Consider the following 16,818-nt stretch of genomic DNA (forward strand, 5'->3'; position numbering starts at 1 on the left):
GCTGCATGTTGTTTTGATTTTTCAGCAGGCAGAAATTGATGACAAAGTTGCGGGTAGGGATCGTGTTTGGCGGTAAATCGGCTGAGCATGAAGTGTCGTTGCAGTCAGCCAAAAATATTCTTGATGCGATCGACAAAACCAGGTTTGAGGTGGTGTTGCTGGGGATTGATAAGCAGGGACACTGGCGTCTGAACGATGCCTCAAACTTCTTGCTTAACGCTGAAAATCCGTCCCTGATTGCCCTGAATCGCGCGGCTGAAGATGTCGCACTGGTACCTGGCAACCAGCAGCAACCGCTGTCCACGAACAAATGCAGGCGGTCCGGTTTATCGGCCAAGTAAGGGAGCGACTTATTTAGCGCACTGCGTAAGAACTGCGACTTGTTTATCGTCTTTTTCCTGACAGCTGATGTTGGTATCGACCTTACCGGCACATGCCGTCCAGCAGCCCAGGCGACCTCTGTTTCGTCCAGCAGAACAGAAGGACGCAGTTAGTACGCGGCGCTGCCGGGTCGTGATTTTTGGACAGACACTCACGGTAAGATTCACCTCCGGCGATGGCCGGTCGCTAACGCAGCCGAACAACAGGATCAGGCAGAAGAATTCACGGTTACGTTTTTTCTGCTCAATCCATTCGGCCAGCGTACTGCGGGAAACGTAAGGTGATGCGGCTTTCTGTACCTACTCTACTACCATTGCCATGTGCTCACGTTGCAGGCCGCGCAACTGCTTTAGTCGCTAACCCCACTATTCCCTTGTGCCTCAAAACCACAGTCTCCAACATCTATGTAAGAAAAATACTCTTCAGGAATTTTCTGGCTGACTTAGATTTTATTAATTTCCACGAAAGCAGTTAACAAATAAAAGAAAATAATTTGCCTTATATAAACAACTAAGTTTTAAATCTATATCTATTAAACCGCCGGGCTTTTAACAAAAAATCTCTCCCCATCACAATATACATTATATTTTAACATATTGCTGCACATCAGACATTGCATTGAAATTGGCACAACACTCAAAGAAGATACGTTCCGATCTATAATAAGAATAAAGTTTACTCACCACTTCTCTTATCCTTATACTTATACTTAACATGGATTGCATGAATTTTTATATGGATTAATCTAAAAGGAGTTACTTATGCCCATCCCAGCTTACCTCTGGTTGAAAGATGATGGTGGCGCACTTATTAAAGGCAGCGTCGATATAGAAAATCGAGAAAATAGTATTGAAATAATTGGCTTTTCTCATGGTGTGTCATTACCGGTTGACTATCAGACGGGCAGAATAACAGGCATACGTACTCATGCTCCTGTTACGCTGGAAAAGGAGTTTGATTCAGCAAGCCCTTACTTATACAAAGCCGTGACATCAGGCCAGACGCTGCAATCAGCTGAGTTTAAGTGGTATAAAATCAGTGATGCCGGGCAGGAAATTGAATACTTCAATATGTTACTGGAAGGCGTAAAGATCGTTTCAGTAAACCCCGGAATGCCGAATATAAAGATGGCCGGTGTGGAAAAAATTAATCATCTTGAGTCTGTTTCTCTGCTTTATGAAAAAATAACCTGGAAATACTGTGATGGTAACGTTCAGCATTCTGACTGCTGGAACGAAAGATAACGAACCAACCGGGCAATGAATAGCCCGGTTTTCATTTCCATGGATTGCTGGCAGTTGCGTTTAAATCAATACGTGGCATTACAACGGTAGAACCGTCATAGTAAAATGCGGAACTGGAATAGTTAAAAACCTTGCCTGTTACACTGATCATCACGTGATCGCCAATCGCCTTTACCGCTGCATCCCCGACATCCGCAGTCAATACCGGCGCTGATTGCTGAATAATGGGCATAGGATGCTCAATATGACGATTCAAATAATAGCGATAAACGTTGCTATCAGTAGCACTCGAATTTTTATATCGGGTGACATAGAGCCAGACGTCCTGTGATAACTGCCGCTTACTGATGAGTTCGTCATCTGGCGGACGAGAATCCAGATACCAGACATAACCCATCACTGCGACAGTCAAAGCTAATATGATCGTTACCGCCCAATGAAGTGACCTAATAGCCGTGCTGATTGGCATAATCTATTCCCTGTTTGATCCAATACTGGTCTCGAGGATCATCACCATAGGGTATTTGTTCATACCAATGCCCCCACTCTTTTTTTGACGTTTTAGCCCGATTCTGTGCGAATCCCCCGCCTCTGTATAAAACATTGGCAGGAATACCGGCAGCCGTTCCCGTTGCGCCGTAATTGAAGTTACCAAAATTTGCCCAGACAGGATTCATTTGTTTGTAATCCCAGGGGCCATGATTTCGAACCTTGAGATAAAACCACAAATAAACCGGAGGCGTCGCCATGTTTCGCGGCATACCAACGCGACGAGCCTCTGCGATGTTTCTGGCAAGAAGAGCAAAGCCCTCACCGGGCATGAGTGGAATAACTGCCATGTCAAACTCCTGTCATCCTGACGGAGGAACATGATTTGAACCATAAAGGTTTAACCTGAACGAATAGTGACCTCAATCAAGCAGGCGTTACATAAATGCAAAAACAGACATCTTTCTTAATCAAATCGAAAGAGCTGCATTTTCATCAGAACGATGTCTTCCCGATTACGATAGTTGTCAGCCGCCGCTTATACTCTCCTGGCAACTCACACCCAACATTCTGCTACCCCACCCTGTTTTCATTTGAGAGCTGCATGTTATCTTGTTGTTTTGATTTTTCAGCAGGCAGAAATTGATGACAAAGTTGCGGGTAGGGATCGTGTTTGGCGGTAAATCGGCTGAGCATGAAGTGTCGTTGCAGTCAGCCAAAAATATTCTTGATGCGATCGACAAAACCAGGTTTGAGGTGGTGTTGCTGGGGATTGATAAGCAGGGACACTGGCGTCTGAACGATGCCTCAAACTTCTTACTTAACGCTGAAAATCCGTCCCTGATTGCCCTGAATCGCGCGGCTGAAGATGTCGCACTGGTACCTGGCAACCAGCAGCAACCGCTGATTACCCGTCATGATGCGCATCCGCTGTCGCAGATCGATGTGATTTTCCCCATCGTACACGGCACGCTGGGAGAAGATGGTTCACTGCAGGGTTTACTGCGCATGGCTTCGCTGCCGTTTGTCGGTTCTGACGTGCTGGGTTCTGCGGTCAGTATGGATAAAGACTTTACCAAGCGCCTGTTACGCGATGCCGGTCTGAACGTCGCGCCGTGGCTGAGCGTCACCCAGTCTCAGCGCGCCACACTGGATGCGGATGCGGTGATTGATCGCCTTGGCCTGCCGCTGTTTATCAAACCGGCTAATCAGGGATCATCCGTTGGCGTCAGTAAAGTCGACAGCGCGGACGCCTTTGAGGCGGCGCTGGATCTGGCCTTTACCTTTGACCGTAAAGTCCTGATCGAAACAGGCATTAAAGGCCGCGAAATTGAGTGTGCGGTACTGGGAAATGATGCTCCGGAGGCCAGCCCTTGCGGCGAGATCGTGGTGCATGACGCGTTCTACTCGTATGACACCAAATATATCTCTGAAAGCGGCGCACAGACGGTAGTGCCCGCGGCAATTTCCGCTGCGGCCAGCGAGGCGATCCGGGAAGTTGCCATTAAGGCGTTTACGGCGCTGGAGTGTTTCGGTATGGCGCGGATCGATGTGTTTTTGACCGATGAGGGTGAGATCATCGTTAATGAAGTCAACACGCTGCCGGGCTTCACCAACATCAGCATGTATCCCAAACTGTGGCAGGCCGCCGGGCTCAGTTATCAGGATCTGATCACCCGTCTGATTGAGCTGGCAATGGAACGCCACCAGCAGGCCAGCAGCCTGAAAAGCAGCGTCAGCTAATCGCTCTCAGCGACGTGGTTTCAGGCCACGTCGCTGGTAATGGCGCGATGGTTTACCGGTGAGGTCTGATTACGGCCATTGCGTTTCGACAGGTAAAGGTTCTTGTCGGCCGCTGAAATTAACCGGTTAATCACCCGCGGCCAGTCGCCCGCGTTACCGGCGCTGCCGTGTGCCAGACCCAAGCTGACCGTTACCGTAACCGTACTGCCCTGCAGCCAGAATTTCTCTTTCGCCATGGTCTGACGAATCGACTCGGCGAGAAAATAGAGCGCTTCCGGGTCCTGATCGAACAACACCACCACAAACTCTTCTCCGCCAAAACGGCAGATACGCCCTTTTTTACCCACTACCCGCTGCATACGCCGGGCAATCTCTTCCAGCACGCTGTCACCGGCATCATGGCCGAAGTTGTCATTTATGGTTTTGAAATAGTCGACATCCAGCAGGATCACACCGGCTTTACGCGACGAACTAAAGGGCTCAGTACGCAGGCTCTCATACAGGCCAGACCGCGACAGCAGCTGGGTCAGGAAATCATAATTAGCCCGCAGCGCCAGACGCTGATTAAGCTGACGAATGGCATCCATGCTGGCAGCCACAATCAGTGGACTGATGGCAATCGTCGCCACGCCCAGCCGCGCTGACGTCAGATGGCTGATCGGCAGCAGATTATCATTGCCCTGAATGTTCATCACGCCGTGCGACACCAGAATGATTTCGGTAATGCCGGTCAGTAAAATCACCAGGCTGGTGAGCGTCATCGGCAGGACGATAGCGCACCAGACCAGCGCCGGCACCGGGAATGTCAGGCTGCCCGCGCCGCCCATCATCGCCCCGACTACCAGCGACAAGACCACCGCGATCACCGGTGAAAGTTTGCGCATGTGCAGTAACTGCCGCAGCGACAGGTTTCGCCAGTCGCGGGTCAGCAGAAAGGGTAACAGCATCAGCCCGGTAGAGAATTGCTCACTGAACCAGTCGCCCCAGGCCGTCGCCAGCGCGGCATCAAACCTGGCCTGCTGCGCCAGCGCGCCCCAGGCAGCACACACCAGCGCCGCCAGCAGGCAGGCCGGAAAAATGCGTAATACGCTGGTGATGCGTTCACTGCCTGAATCATGCTGCAGATGTTTCACCAGCAGCGAGACCGCGACCAGGATAAACAGCAGGTTAGCCACATTGAGCGTCAGGGCCGCCAGCGTCCAGCCGGAAAAGACCATATCGTTGAACGCCATCGCCGTGAAGCAGGTGAGGTAATAGCGAGCCTGATGCAGAAAGGGATTCCGGACAATCACTCCCGCGACGATCGCATTGACCGGCCAGAACAGCGACAGCTCCTGCGGAATGCGCAGGTGTCCGCCGATAAAGCTAAACAACAGGGTGATTAAAAATAGCGAGAGTGCATTTTTTTTAACGTTGTGCTCTTCAAACAGCTTAACGCGCATACATCCGGACCTTGTCGCAGAGAGACGGGCTGTCCACGCCAGCCTGAAACGGGCGTGGCGTCAGAATGATTTAATCCTGGGCGCCACCAAAGTCATCCTGCGATAAAACCACTCTTCATGGGCTAACTTTGAAAACTGAGGCAAAATGCCCCCTTACAGGTGAATCACGTCAGGCGGCAGCGGGAATGGGGCCAATTATGCCCCGTAAATAAAAAAACCGGATATCCGAGATATCCGATTTTTGCCGTTCTGACGATTTTACCGTTGCGCTTAGCGCTATTTTACCGCAACAGGCCACTGACTAAGGCGAATACCCCGTTTATCGGCATTATCGCCGAAATCCTTGAGTACTGCTTTAACATCGGGATCGATATATTCAGCATTATCGTTATCCACAATCACCACGCTGTTCTCCGGGATCTCGTCCAGCAGCCCCTGCAGCTTAGGGTTGTGCATAAAGGTCAGGTTCTGCTGAAAGCGCAGCACGTAGTGGTCGTCGTAGCGTGTGAGCTGCAGCGCGTTGCGATGACTTTTATAGATGCTGTAGAGGATCTGAGTCGCGATACCGATACCAATCCCTACCAGCATCCCCAGCGTAATAATCCCGACGATGGTGGCGAGGAATGGCACGTACTGCTGCGCGCCCATGCGGAACTGTTCCACAAACAGCCGCGGCGTCGCCAGTTTGTAGCCGGTATAGAGCAGCACCGCCGCCAGACTGGCCAGTGGGATGGCATTCAGCATCTCGCTGAACCACATACCGCAAATCAGCAGCAGTACACCGTGGATGAAAATTGACAGTTTGGTTTGCGCACCGGCGCTGACGTTGACGGAGCTGCGGACGATCACTGCGGTAATCGGCATGGCGCCCAGAAAGCCGGCGGCCAGGTTACCGATCCCCTGGGCAAACATCTCTTTATTCGGCGAGGGCGCAGGCGTCTGCGGACGCAGCTTTTTCAGCGCCTCCTGGCTGAGCAGAGTTTCCAGGCTAGCCACCAGCGCTAAGGTCAGCGCCACGACCCATACCTGTGGGTTCTGCCACGCCATCCAGTCTGGCGTTTCCAGTTCCGCCACCAGCGCAGAAACGCTGTCAAACGCCGGCAGTGAGATGCGCGCCAGGCCGCTCGTCATCTCCGGAAACAGGCGTCCACCCACCACCGTGGCCAGACAGCCAATCAGCACGGCGATCAGCGGACCCGGAATCCAGGCCAGAGCTTTGATGCGTTTGACGGGTGCCGTCGTCCATAAGCAGAGGATGGCTAGCCCGACGCCCGCCACCAGCATCGCCGGCAGCGAGAAGGTCATCTCGCCCGTCACCAGCGAAATCAGTTCGGCATCCCCTGCTGCACCCAGTGCAACCGGGATCTGCTGCATGATCAGCAGCAGGCCAATCGCCGCCAGCATGCCTTTAATGACGCTGCCAGGCACCAGCGAGATAAATCGCCCGGCGCGCAGCAGGCCAAACAGGCACTGCAAGGCACCGGCGAGAATCAGCGCGGTGAGAAAGGCGGAAAAGCTTCCGAGCGAGGCCATTGAGGCCACCACAATCGTCACCAGACCGGCCGCCGGGCCGCTGACGGCAAAGCGAGACGGACTCAGGGAGGTGACGACCAGGCCACCAATCACACCGGTCAGCAGACCGGCAAACGGCGGTAATCCGCTGGCTTGCGCAATGCCAAGACAGAGCGGCAACGCGACCAGGAAAACCACCAGGCCCGCAGGGATATCGCGGCGAAGGGTATCGAGATTCATGGTGAAGGCTCCTCTGCAGATTGCTGGATCAACTCTTTGAGATGGCCGGAGCGCAGGTCATAAACGCAACCAAACACTTCCAGTTCCTGGCCCGATTGCCAGATTTGCCGTACCGGTTGGGTCTGCACCAGTCTGGCGAATTGTGCCTTCACGTTGGCCTCAACCAGGCGGTCGAGCAGTTCGCTCTGCGCCTCTGCGGCTGCGGGTTGTTCAGCCAGACCGGCGTCAATATCGTGACGCAGCGCGCTGATGCGCCGCGCCAGCGCCGAGTCCTGATGCTCCAGCACGCTGCCGGGCAGATTGAGCGCCGCTTCCACGCCACCACAGCCGTAATGTCCGCTTAATACGATCCGTTTCACGCCGAGAAAAAAGAGCGCGTACTGCAGCACGCTCAGCAAATTGTCGTCGTCCTCAACCACCATATTGGCAATATTGCGATGAACAAAAAGTTCGCCAGGATGGGACCCGGTTAATACCTCTGCCGGTACGCGGCTGTCCGAGCAGCCAATCCATAGCGAATGGGGCTTTTGCTGATCGAGAAATTTTTTAAAATAATCCGGATTACGCTGGCGGCGCTGTAATGCCCAACTGCGATTTTTCGCTAATAAGGGTTTAAGTGTCGTCACAATCATCTTCTCTCTACTGCCGGGAATATCGGTTCCTGGGTAACCACAAGGTGTATCGGCTCACAAATAAAGCGGGAACCAATAGGGAAATAAGAACCTAATCACGAAAAAAGGTTATAAGGGCTAATCATTTTCAATGCACGATAAATATTTTCGGGCTCCGTTGTGCATGGTGTTATGTCAATAACAGGTCAATTCAAGTCAGCCAGATGTAAATTTAATTAAGCAGGACAGGTACGGGATATCGAAAAAAATACAAAATTAAAACAATTTAATCAATAGATTAATAATAAATGGATATTCAGCCAAAAATAACGCTGACAAATATATACAATTATTTTTGATGTCCCCGACGACTGCCATACCAACCAACCGACAAAATACCAGGATTGTTCTTAATTACTAAAATTAACCATTAGCACAATTCACCGCCTTAATCGGTTACAGGCAGTGAAACGTGCTTTAATTAATATAAGAATGAAGCAAGAGATGATTTATTTGATTTGCAGCAAAATAGTGACGCAGGAAAGTAAATCAGGGCCGTTTGTTAACAGAGCCTGCACAAGTCAGGCTCTTTTTCTTGACGAATTATTTACCGTTCCAGCTTTGCAGCCGCGATTCCCGCACTGACAGCTGCTGTTGCGGCGTCAGTTTATTGTAATTTTCCGCCATTCCACTCTCCCAGTCGCCATACAACGGATTAGGCAGCACGATAAACTGTGTGCCGAACTGCTGATGGTTCAGGTTCACAAAATCACGACGCTGCTGATTGCCCTGATGCCAGGTGGCACCGCCGAAGTCGTTAAGGTTATCGCCGACGTACAGCACCACGTTATAGCCTTCATTTTTGATGGCATCGAAACGCGCCTGCTTGTTCGAGCTGTCGGTATTCAGACGAACCGTTTTGTCACTGACGTTAGGGAAGCCCAGCTGCTGCATGTTGGCCACCGTGGCGGCGTAGTCCTGCTGATCGCGATTCGAGACGTAGAACAGCGTGCCGCCATGCTGAGTCACGTAACGCGCAAACTCCAGCGCGCCCGGCACCGCTTTAGCCTGACGCGCCTGGGTCCAGGCAGACCAGCTTTTACTGCTGAACGGCTGCCCGTTCTTCGCCTGCCAGGCGCTGTAGGCGCTGTTGTCCAGCATGGTTTCATCCAGATCGACAATCACCGCCTTGGGTTTACCGGTCAGTGACGGTGCCTGGTCAAAGGCGAGGCGCGCGCTGTTAAAGGCTTGCCAGGTCAGGGCCTGATATTCGCCTGACTGCTGAAACCAGTTCACCGCCAGCACCGATTGCTGGCCAAGTTGTTGCTGAGCCGATTGCTGCGACGAGGTCGCACAGCCGGTTAACAGCAGCGCGACCAGTGCGGAAGCGGCGAAGGTTGCTGAGGTTTTCATCATGTCATCCTTAAGGTGAGAAAGGTCTGAGTGGGAAAGCTTCAAAAATGTAGCAGTTAACGTAAGCTGTGGGGAGCTCAACGCACGCCGTTATGACAGGAGATTCTTATGGCCGTGACCCCGCGCTCAACCTTGCTCGATTCGCTGGTGTGGCTCGATTACGCCTTTCAGGCCGCCGGCGATCCTCCGCCAGCTGATGCGGCCTATGGTCATCAGCGTCACAGCGCTATTGTGGTCACTGATGTTGAAAACAGGCCGCCTAAAAGCTGCGAATCAGATGGCATTATCAGCACGGGAAGCCGGCCGGTGGCGGTTTACACCGCTGACTGTTTGCCGGTTTTGTTCGCCGACGCTCAGCGCAAAGTGGTAGCGGCGGTCCATGCAGGTTTGCAGGGCACGCTGGCGGGTGTTCTGACCCGCGCGGTGGAGACGCTGCAGCAACAGGGCAGCGATCCGCAAAACCTGTGGGTGGCGATCGGTCCGGCGATGGGTCCCTGCTGTTACGAGCTGGGTGAGCCGCAATTGGCAGAGATGCAGCGGCGCCCGTCCCTTGCTGGCTGGCTACGCTGGCAGCGCAACCAGCCGGTCAACCCGCTGGCGCAACGTCCGCAGGCGACAGCCCGGCAGCAGGGCGTGTGGTTTGACCTGCCCGCACTGGCGACACAGATGCTGTTACAGGCTGGCGTACCGCAGCAGCAGATTGAGAATGTTAACGTCTGCACCTATTGCATGGCGGAGAGCGGATCGAGTTATCGTCACAATACCCACTTTGCCCGCGGTTACCACTCCCGCTACTCGTGGATTCGTCGGCGTTAAGCACGTTAAACCTGACCGGACCTGGAAACGCGGCTTCGCCAGGCCGGTTATTTTTGATTTCACTCACACCCTGACATCCTTTCACTTTTTTTTAACACAGAAGAAGCTAGAGTCAACTCATCCGACCACTTCGACGTGAGTGATTATGACCCAGCTCAATCCACACTATCCCGCGCTGTTTACGCCACTGGATCTTGGCTTTACCCAGCTTAAAAACCGCTTTCTGATGGGGTCGATGCACACCGGACTGGAGGAACATCCGGATGGCGCTGCCCGGCTGGCTGCGTTTTATGGCGAGCGGGCGCGTGAAGGCGTGGCGCTGATCGTTACCGGCGGCATCGCCCCGAATCCACAAGGCGTGACCACCGCACACGGCGCCATGCTCACCGACGAAACACAGTGTGACTGGCACCGGCAGATCACGGAGGCGGTGCATCAGCACCAGGGCAAAATCGCATTGCAGATCCTGCACACCGGCCGCTACAGCTATCAGCCGGATCTGGTGGCACCTTCGGCCCGCCAGGCGCCGATTAATCCCTTTACTCCGCAGGCGATGAGCGATGCCGACATCGAACAGACCATTGCTGATTTTGCCCGCTGCGCCCGGCTGGCTCAGCAGGCAGGCTACGATGGCGTAGAGATCATGGGCTCGGAAGGCTACCTGATTAATCAGTTTCTGGTGAAGCAGACGAATCAGCGCAGCGACCGCTGGGGCGGCGATTTCAGCCAGCGTATGCAGTTCGCGCTGGCGATCACCCGCGCGGTCCGTGCCGCTACCGGCGAGGCGTTTATCATTATTTTCCGCCTGTCGATGCTGGACCTGATCAAAGAAGGCAGCACGCTGGACGAGACCTTGCAGCTGGCGGGCGAGCTGGAGCAGTGCGGCGTGTCGCTGTTTAATACCGGCATTGGCTGGCATGAAGCGCGCATCCCGACCATCGCCACCTGCGTGCCGCGGGCGGCGTTTGCCTGGGTGACGCAGCGCCTGCGCGAGCAGGTGAAGGTACCGGTGATCGCCACCAACCGCATTAACCACCCCGCCGTCGCCGAGCAGCTGTTGCAGTCAGGCTGCGCCGATATGGTGTCGATGGCGCGTCCGTTTCTGGCCGATGCTGCCTTTGTCAGTAAAGCGCAGCGCGGCGACGATAACAGCATCAATACCTGCATTGCCTGTAATCAGGCCTGTCTCGACCAGGTTTTTGCCGGCAAGGTCACCTCATGCCTGGTCAATCCCCGCGCCTGCCATGAGTCGCTGATGCCGGTGATCGACACCACCACGCCGCGCCGTCTGGCGGTGGTGGGTGCCGGACCGGCCGGGATGGCGTTTGCCCTGCAGGCGGCGCAGCGCGGCCATCAGGTGACGCTTTACGATGCCGCGCCCGACATTGGCGGCCAGTTCAATATTGCCAGGCAGATCCCCGGTAAAGCGGAGTTCAGCGAAACGCTGCGCTACTTTCGTCATCAGCTGGCGGCGGCCGGTGTGCAGGTCGTCACCGGCCATCGGGTCGAGGCTGATCAGCTCAGCGAGGCCGATGAAGTGATTCTGGCGACCGGCATTCAGCCGCGCACACCCGATATTCCCGGCATCGATCACCCCAGCGTGCTCAGCTACCTTGAAGTGCTGCGCGATAAGCGCCCGGTAGGGCAACGGGTCGCCATTATTGGCGCGGGCGGAATCGGTTTTGACACCGCAGAATATCTGTCGCAGCCGCCGCATCAGGATGAACTGGCCGCCTTCTATCGCGAATGGGGCATCGATCGCAGTCTGAGCCAGCGTGGCGGCCTGATAACGCCGCAGCCGCCTGCCGCCACGCGGCAACTCTGGCTGTTGCAGCGCCGGGCTGGTAAACCCGGTGCCGGGCTGGCGAAAACCACCGGCTGGATCCATCGTACCAGCCTGCAGGCGCGCGGCGTGCAGATGTGGGGCGGCGTGGAGTATCTGGCGATTGATGATGCCGGGCTGCATCTGAAACGCGAGGGTGAAACTCTGCTGTTAGCGGTTGATAACGTTATTATCTGCGCCGGACAGGAACCGCAGCGCGAACTGGAAGCCGCGCTACGGGAAAGGGGTCAGAAAGTTACACTGATTGGCGGTGCCGATGTGGCGCAGGAACTGGATGCGCGCCGTGCCATCGCGCAGGCGACGCAGCTGGCGCTCAGCATCTGATTAGCGCATTTTTACCGCGCGTAGCACCACGAACTTCTGGTTCGAGGCGATCAGCGTGCAGTTGCCAAACAGCTTTTTCAGTTTGTGGTGATAATCGAGGTGGCGGTTGCCGACAATGCGCAGCTCGCCGCCATACTGAAGGCAGCGTTTGGCATCGCGGAACATCTGCCACGCCAGGTGATCGGTGACGGCATGTTGCTGATGGAATGGCGGATTGCACAGCACCGCGTGCAGACGATCGGACGGATAACCGCTCAGCACGTTGTTGACGCGGAACTGACAGCGGGCCAGATCTTCAGGCCGGTTCACTTCCACGTTGCGCTGGCTGGAGGCGACCGCCATATAAGATTCATCAAGGAAGTGCACCTCGGCCTGCGGGTTCTGCTCCAGCGCCACCAGCCCTACCACGCCGTTACCACAACCGAGATCGACAATTTCACCCTCGATATTTTCCGGCAGATGCTGCACAAACAGCCGCGCACCAATATCCAGCGACGACCGTGAAAAGACGTTGGCGTAGTTGTGAATCTGATAAGGCGTGCCATCCAGCGGCCAGACCAGCGTTGGTTCGGCCTCACGCAACGCCGGCTGGGTGAACTGGCTGTAAATCAGCCGCGCTTTTTTCCACGCCAGCGAGGTGCGGGTTTCACCGATGATTTGCTCAAACAGCTGCAGCGTTGAATTATGGATCTCTTTGGCGCGGGCTGCGGCCAGGATCACCGTCTCTGGCGTCGCCACCTGACGAATAGCCCGCAGCTGATGCTCCAGCAGCGCCAGCGTTTTCGGCACCTTGATCAGCACCGCGGCCGGAGCCGCTGGCAGCGCGGCCAGGCTATCGAGGAAATGGACTTCGCCATCGTCCAGCGCATTTAACGCCAGGTTCTGCCGCGTCGCCTGCTGGCTCAGCCAGGAGTCACTGACGTGCCAGACGGTGCGCGGATTCAGTGCGCAGGTTAACGCGCCAAAGCTGTCGTTGAAGACCAGCACCGGGCCTTCCGGCAGCGTCTGCTGCAACAGATATTCATCAGCCGCATCCCAGGCTTGTAATGGACTTTCGTCACGCATCTGCGGGAAACGATGCAGGATCAGTGTGCGATCGTTCAGTTCAAGTTGGCTCATGAATTCTCCGGCGTGGTACACTTTGATGGATTTTCGCCCCAAAAAGGGGGCGCAGTATACTGTCTTTCGCCGGGAATCCCTAATGTCCTCACTGATCTACCTTCAGGGTTATCCTGCCCCTATTCTTGAGCAGGTTGAGACGTTGATCAGCCATCAGCGTTTAGGCGCATTTCTGCAACAGCGCTATCCCGACACCCACAATGTGATGAGTGATAAAGCGCTGTATGACTACACCCTGGCGCTGAAAAACCGCTATATGCGCAACGCGCCGCCGATCAGTAAAGTGATCTGGGATAACAAAATCAAGGTGATGAAGCATGCGCTGGGTTTGCATACCGCCATTTCGCGGGTGCAGGGCGGCAACCTGAAGGCCAAGGCCGAAATCCGTATATCGACCTTTTTCCGCCTCGCGCCGGAACCGTTTCTGCGGATGATCGTGGTGCATGAGCTGGCGCACCTGAAAGAGAAGGATCACGATAAAGCGTTCTACCAGCTCTGCTGCCACATGGAGCCCGATTACCACCAGCTCGAATTTGACGCCCGCCTGTGGATGACCGATCAGGCGATGCGCGGTAACGCCGCTTAAAGAAACTCCTGCGCTTTCTGAATCAGGCTGGTTTTGGTCAGCGCCCCAAGAAAGCGCCGTTCCTGCGGATTGTTCAGCACCGGCAACCGTTCCAGCGTCACCGCCGCAAACGCCTCCCAGCCTTCGCGCATACTCTGGTTCTGGTATACCACCGGAAACTCGTCATCCATCACGCACTGCACCGGTGAGTCGAGCGTGATCTCCTGCGCCAGCACCCGGCGGGAGATCTCATGGATCGAGACCACGCCCAGAAACGCCCCCACTTCATTGATCACATAGACGTAGCGTTCGCGCTTCAGCGAGCTGACCGCCAGCGCCTGGCCGACCGACTCGTGAGGCTGCAACGCCGCGCCGGGGATGATCAGCTCAGCGATGCGCATATTATCGAAATCATATTTGGCTTCGGAACGGTTGAAGTGATGGCTCACCACCGGATAGGTACTGGTCGATTGCAGCCGGTAGACCACCATCGACGCCAGCACCGAGGCGATCATCAGCGGGAACAGCAGACTGCTGTTGAGCGTCATCTCCAGCACCATCAGCATCGCCATTAACGGCGCCTGGCTGACGGCAGCCAGCACCGCTGCCATGCCAATCGCGGCGTAGAGCAGCACATTGCCGAGCGGCAGATGCAGCGCTGCGCCGCCGCTGGCGATAATGACACCCAGCAAGGCGCCAATCAGTAATGAAGGGGTAAACAGGCCGCCGACCGCATTCGAGCCCACCGACAGGCTGGTGGCGAGCGTCTTGAGCAGCAGTAACAGCAGCAGCCCTGGCAGCAGATAGTGGCCCGCCATCACTTTGACGATCACTTCGTAACCGTTACCGAGAATATCGGTTGAGATCAGCGCCAGTAAACCGACCGCAAAGCCACCTGCCCCGAGCCGCAGCGGCAATGAAGCTACCCGGCTGAACAACCGCTTGCTGCGGGCAATCAGCTTAATCAGCAGCCAGCCGGCCAGACCGGCAACCAGACCAATCACCACCGTCATCACCAGGCTGCTGAGATCCATCCGGAAGCTGGCTTCCGCCAGCGGATAGAGCGCACTGCGAAAGCCCAGCGACCACATGGTCATCACCGCCACGGCCGAGGCGATAATCAGCGGTATCAGCCTCTGCAGCGCGGAAATACCGAAGGCAATCTCCGCCACAAAAATCGCTGACGCCAGCGGCGCGTGATAGACCGACGACAGACCGGCCGCCGCCGCCATCGCCACAACGTCACTGTTTTTCAGGTTAAGCGACGCCGGCAGCACCCGGCCAATTGCGCTGCCGCACAGCGCCGACAGCTGCACCATCGGCCCCTCTTTCCCTATTGACGCGCCGCTACCGATGCTGGCAATGGAGGATAAGGCGCGAAAAAGCGAGGTTTTGGTCGGAACCGCATCGAGACGGGCATTTATCACCTCCAGGTAGTCGGTTTTCACCGTCTGTTGCTGCTCAATAGCGACCGCGTAGCGCAGAAAATAACCCGCCAGCACCCCGCCGCCACCCACCAGCAGCGGCCAGAAGATCCACGGCCAGAGGTGAACGGATTCAGTGATTTCGCCGCCACTGGCGAACAGCAGATGATTAATAAGCTCAATTACGCCACGAAAAGCCAGCGTCACCAGCGATGCCGCGCACCCGACCGGGATGGCGATCAGTAAGGTGGTCCAGTTTAATGCGTGCTTACTTGCTTTCACCTGCGCTCCCTGTTTTGTCCCCGAAAATCATCGCGTCATCCTATTAGTGGAATGCGGATCGCAGGATCCGCTGCTGGCCGCCCGGCCCCATTGCACCCGGCCAGAGAGATGTTACTCTGCCGCTTTACTTCTGCCGGAGAGATGACGTGATTCGTTTTGCCATTGTGGGAACAAATTGGATTACACGCCAGTTTATTGATGCCGCCCATGAAACCGGGGCAATGAAACTCTGTGCGGTCTATTCACGCAGTCAGCAGCAGGCGGAGGCGTTCAGCCACGATTATCGCTGTGAGCAGACCTTTACCTCGCTGGAGGCGCTGGCCGCCAGCCCGCAGATTGATGCGGTCTATCTTGCCAGTCCCAATGCTCTGCATTGCCAGCAGGCGCTGCTGTTTATGTCGCACGGCAAACATGTGATTTGTGAGAAACCACTGGCCTCGAATCTGCGAGAAGCGGAAGCGATGATCGCCTGCGCCCGCCAGCATCAGGTGGTCCTGTTTGAGGCCTTTAAAACCGCCAGCCTGCCTAACTTTATCCGGCTGCAACAGGCGCTGCCTGAAGTGGGTAAGTTGCGTAAAGCATTGCTGAGCTACTGTCAGTACTCCTCACGTTATCCGCGCTATCTCAACGGCGAGAACCCCAACACCTTTGATCCGCGCTGGTCCAACGGCTCGATTATGGATATCGGCTATTACTGTCTGGCGTCGGCGGTGGCGCTGTGGGGCGAACCGCAGCGGGTACAGGCCACGGCCACGCTGCTGGAGAGCGGCGTTGACGCGCACGGCGTGGTGGTGCTGAGCTACGGCGATTTTGACGTGACGATCCTGCACTCCAAGGTGAGTGATTCTTCCCTGCCGAGTGAGATTCAGGGCGAAGCGGGTGCGCTGGTGATTGAAAAACTTTCAGAGTGCCAGAAACTCACCTTCATCCCGCGCGGCGCGGAAAAACAGGCGCTGAGCCAGCCGCAGCATATCAATACCATGCTGTATGAAGCTGAGACTTTTGTCCGGCTGGTTGAGCAGCAGCAGGTGGACCATCCGGCACTGGAGGTTTCACGCATTACCGCCGCGCTGCTGACTGAGATTCGCCGCCAGACCGGCGTGGAATTTCCAGCCGATCGGCTGTCAGTGTAAATATTTCTAAATATTAACGACAATGATTGATTCCTGACCGGCTAAGCCGTAACTTACGCCTCTGCAAAGGGGAGTAACTTGTAAGCTGATTGATCGTCACTACGTTGCGAAAGCATCCGGTCATCAGGCAACCCGGAATTGATTCTGAGTTGTAAGTGAGACCTTGCCGGAAGGCGAGGTTTGCTTACAACAAAATAAGCGGCTGACGTCTTCTGACTTCAGCCGTTTTTTTTTATT

The 16,818-nt window shown here is 55.3% G+C and carries 15 protein-coding genes and 1 pseudogene; 7 read left to right on the forward strand and 9 right to left on the reverse strand.

What is annotated here, in order from left to right; genetic code table 11:
* Window positions 1-38: 38 nt before the first annotated feature.
* Window positions 39-305, forward strand: a pseudogene (locus WFK59_RS17185) (D-alanine--D-alanine ligase A); the annotation flags it as partial.
* 45 nt (window positions 306-350) lie between these two features.
* Here WFK59_RS17185 and WFK59_RS17195 read toward each other — a convergent pair.
* Entirely contained in the window at window positions 351-548 is a 198-nt protein-coding gene (locus WFK59_RS17195; RefSeq protein ID WP_409520467.1) for a hypothetical protein, read from the reverse strand.
* Between the two features lie 594 nt (window positions 549-1,142).
* Between WFK59_RS17195 and WFK59_RS17200 the strand changes: the two genes are divergently transcribed.
* On the forward strand, window positions 1,143-1,625 hold the full coding sequence (locus WFK59_RS17200; RefSeq protein ID WP_336756590.1) for an Hcp family type VI secretion system effector: 483 nt from the start codon (window positions 1,143-1,145) through the stop codon (window positions 1,623-1,625).
* A gap of 31 nt (window positions 1,626-1,656) precedes the next feature.
* Here WFK59_RS17200 and WFK59_RS17205 read toward each other — a convergent pair whose 3' ends face one another.
* Complete coding sequence (locus WFK59_RS17205; RefSeq protein ID WP_336756592.1) at window positions 1,657-2,094, reverse strand: hypothetical protein; 438 nt, start codon at window positions 2,092-2,094, stop codon at window positions 1,657-1,659.
* Window positions 2,072-2,464 (reverse strand): polymorphic toxin type 44 domain-containing protein, encoded by a 393-nt coding sequence (locus tag WFK59_RS17210; RefSeq protein WP_167373378.1) that lies wholly within the window; start codon window positions 2,462-2,464, stop codon window positions 2,072-2,074. Before WFK59_RS17210 ends, WFK59_RS17205 begins: the two co-directional genes overlap by 23 nt.
* A gap of 295 nt (window positions 2,465-2,759) precedes the next feature.
* Here WFK59_RS17210 and ddlA point away from each other — a divergent pair, with 295 nt between their 5' ends.
* Window positions 2,760-3,857, forward strand: a complete 1,098-nt coding sequence (ddlA, locus tag WFK59_RS17215; protein WP_336756595.1) for a D-alanine--D-alanine ligase — start codon at window positions 2,760-2,762, stop codon at window positions 3,855-3,857.
* Between the two features lie 20 nt (window positions 3,858-3,877).
* On the opposite strand, the gene WFK59_RS17220 is transcribed toward ddlA, so the two are convergent.
* The 4 genes from WFK59_RS17220 to WFK59_RS17235 all read right to left on the reverse strand — a co-directional run bounded on the left by WFK59_RS17220 (window position 3,878) and on the right by WFK59_RS17235 (window position 9,075).
* Entirely contained in the window at window positions 3,878-5,299 is a 1,422-nt protein-coding gene (locus WFK59_RS17220) for a GGDEF domain-containing protein (protein WP_336756596.1), read from the reverse strand.
* 276 nt (window positions 5,300-5,575) lie between these two features.
* Entirely contained in the window at window positions 5,576-7,051 is a 1,476-nt protein-coding gene (locus WFK59_RS17225) for a SulP family inorganic anion transporter (protein ID WP_233987064.1), read from the reverse strand.
* The gene (locus tag WFK59_RS17230; protein WP_336756598.1) at window positions 7,048-7,683 is read right to left on the reverse strand and encodes a carbonic anhydrase; all 636 of its coding nucleotides are present in this window, start codon (window positions 7,681-7,683) and stop codon (window positions 7,048-7,050) included. The genes WFK59_RS17225 and WFK59_RS17230 overlap by 4 nt, the downstream gene beginning before the upstream one ends.
* 582 nt (window positions 7,684-8,265) lie before the next feature.
* Complete coding sequence (locus WFK59_RS17235) at window positions 8,266-9,075, reverse strand: 5'-nucleotidase, lipoprotein e(P4) family (protein WP_233988121.1); 810 nt, start codon at window positions 9,073-9,075, stop codon at window positions 8,266-8,268.
* 108 nt (window positions 9,076-9,183) lie between these two features.
* Here WFK59_RS17235 and WFK59_RS17240 point away from each other — a divergent pair, with 108 nt between their 5' ends.
* Window positions 9,184-9,891, forward strand: a complete 708-nt coding sequence (locus WFK59_RS17240; RefSeq protein WP_336756600.1) for a polyphenol oxidase family protein — start codon at window positions 9,184-9,186, stop codon at window positions 9,889-9,891.
* A 145-nt stretch (window positions 9,892-10,036) separates the two neighbouring features.
* On the forward strand, window positions 10,037-12,058 hold the full coding sequence (locus WFK59_RS17245) for an NADPH-dependent 2,4-dienoyl-CoA reductase (protein WP_336756602.1): 2,022 nt from the start codon (window positions 10,037-10,039) through the stop codon (window positions 12,056-12,058).
* Here WFK59_RS17245 and rlmG read toward each other — a convergent pair whose 3' ends face one another.
* The gene (gene rlmG / locus WFK59_RS17250) at window positions 12,059-13,177 is read right to left on the reverse strand and encodes a 23S rRNA (guanine(1835)-N(2))-methyltransferase RlmG (RefSeq protein ID WP_336756603.1); all 1,119 of its coding nucleotides are present in this window, start codon (window positions 13,175-13,177) and stop codon (window positions 12,059-12,061) included.
* A gap of 82 nt (window positions 13,178-13,259) precedes the next feature.
* On the opposite strand from rlmG, the gene WFK59_RS17255 reads away from it, so the two are divergent.
* Window positions 13,260-13,763 (forward strand): M48 metallopeptidase family protein, encoded by a 504-nt coding sequence (locus WFK59_RS17255; protein ID WP_233987059.1) that lies wholly within the window; start codon window positions 13,260-13,262, stop codon window positions 13,761-13,763.
* Here WFK59_RS17255 and WFK59_RS17260 read toward each other — a convergent pair.
* Window positions 13,760-15,448 carry a chloride channel protein gene (locus WFK59_RS17260; protein WP_336756605.1) on the reverse strand — a complete coding sequence of 563 codons (1,689 nt, stop codon included), beginning with the start codon at window positions 15,446-15,448 and terminating at the stop codon, window positions 13,760-13,762. The two genes, WFK59_RS17255 and WFK59_RS17260, sit on opposite strands and share 4 nt — an antisense overlap.
* Before the next feature lie 146 nt (window positions 15,449-15,594).
* On the opposite strand from WFK59_RS17260, the gene WFK59_RS17265 reads away from it, so the two are divergent.
* Window positions 15,595-16,581, forward strand: a complete 987-nt coding sequence (locus WFK59_RS17265; protein WP_336756607.1) for a Gfo/Idh/MocA family protein — start codon at window positions 15,595-15,597, stop codon at window positions 16,579-16,581.
* Window positions 16,582-16,818 lie beyond the last annotated feature (237 nt).

Origin of the sequence: Pantoea sp. USHLN298 (assembly GCF_037149395.1) — a bacterium.
In the GTDB taxonomy this organism is placed as follows: domain Bacteria; phylum Pseudomonadota; class Gammaproteobacteria; order Enterobacterales; family Enterobacteriaceae; genus Pantoea; species Pantoea astica.

What these genes read in the sequence shown, in the direction of transcription:
- ddlA (WP_336756595.1), top strand. Translation starts at nt 2,760, where the DNA reads ATGACAAAGTTGCGGGTAGGGATCGTGTTTGGCGGTAAATCGGCTGAG.
- WFK59_RS17240 (WP_336756600.1), top strand. Translation starts at nt 9,184, where the DNA reads ATGGCCGTGACCCCGCGCTCAACCTTGCTCGATTCGCTGGTGTGGCTC.
- WFK59_RS17245 (WP_336756602.1), top strand. Translation starts at nt 10,037, where the DNA reads ATGACCCAGCTCAATCCACACTATCCCGCGCTGTTTACGCCACTGGAT.
- WFK59_RS17255 (WP_233987059.1), top strand. Translation starts at nt 13,260, where the DNA reads ATGTCCTCACTGATCTACCTTCAGGGTTATCCTGCCCCTATTCTTGAG.
- WFK59_RS17210 (WP_167373378.1), bottom strand. Translation starts at nt 2,464, where the DNA reads ATGGCAGTTATTCCACTCATGCCCGGTGAGGGCTTTGCTCTTCTTGCC.
- WFK59_RS17220 (WP_336756596.1), bottom strand. Translation starts at nt 5,299, where the DNA reads ATGCGCGTTAAGCTGTTTGAAGAGCACAACGTTAAAAAAAATGCACTC.
- WFK59_RS17235 (WP_233988121.1), bottom strand. Translation starts at nt 9,075, where the DNA reads ATGAAAACCTCAGCAACCTTCGCCGCTTCCGCACTGGTCGCGCTGCTG.
- rlmG (WP_336756603.1), bottom strand. Translation starts at nt 13,177, where the DNA reads ATGAGCCAACTTGAACTGAACGATCGCACACTGATCCTGCATCGTTTC.
- WFK59_RS17205 (WP_336756592.1), bottom strand. Translation starts at nt 2,094, where the DNA reads ATGCCAATCAGCACGGCTATTAGGTCACTTCATTGGGCGGTAACGATC.
- WFK59_RS17200 (WP_336756590.1), top strand. Translation starts at nt 1,143, where the DNA reads ATGCCCATCCCAGCTTACCTCTGGTTGAAAGATGATGGTGGCGCACTT.
- WFK59_RS17230 (WP_336756598.1), bottom strand. Translation starts at nt 7,683, where the DNA reads ATGATTGTGACGACACTTAAACCCTTATTAGCGAAAAATCGCAGTTGG.
- WFK59_RS17225 (WP_233987064.1), bottom strand. Translation starts at nt 7,051, where the DNA reads ATGAATCTCGATACCCTTCGCCGCGATATCCCTGCGGGCCTGGTGGTT.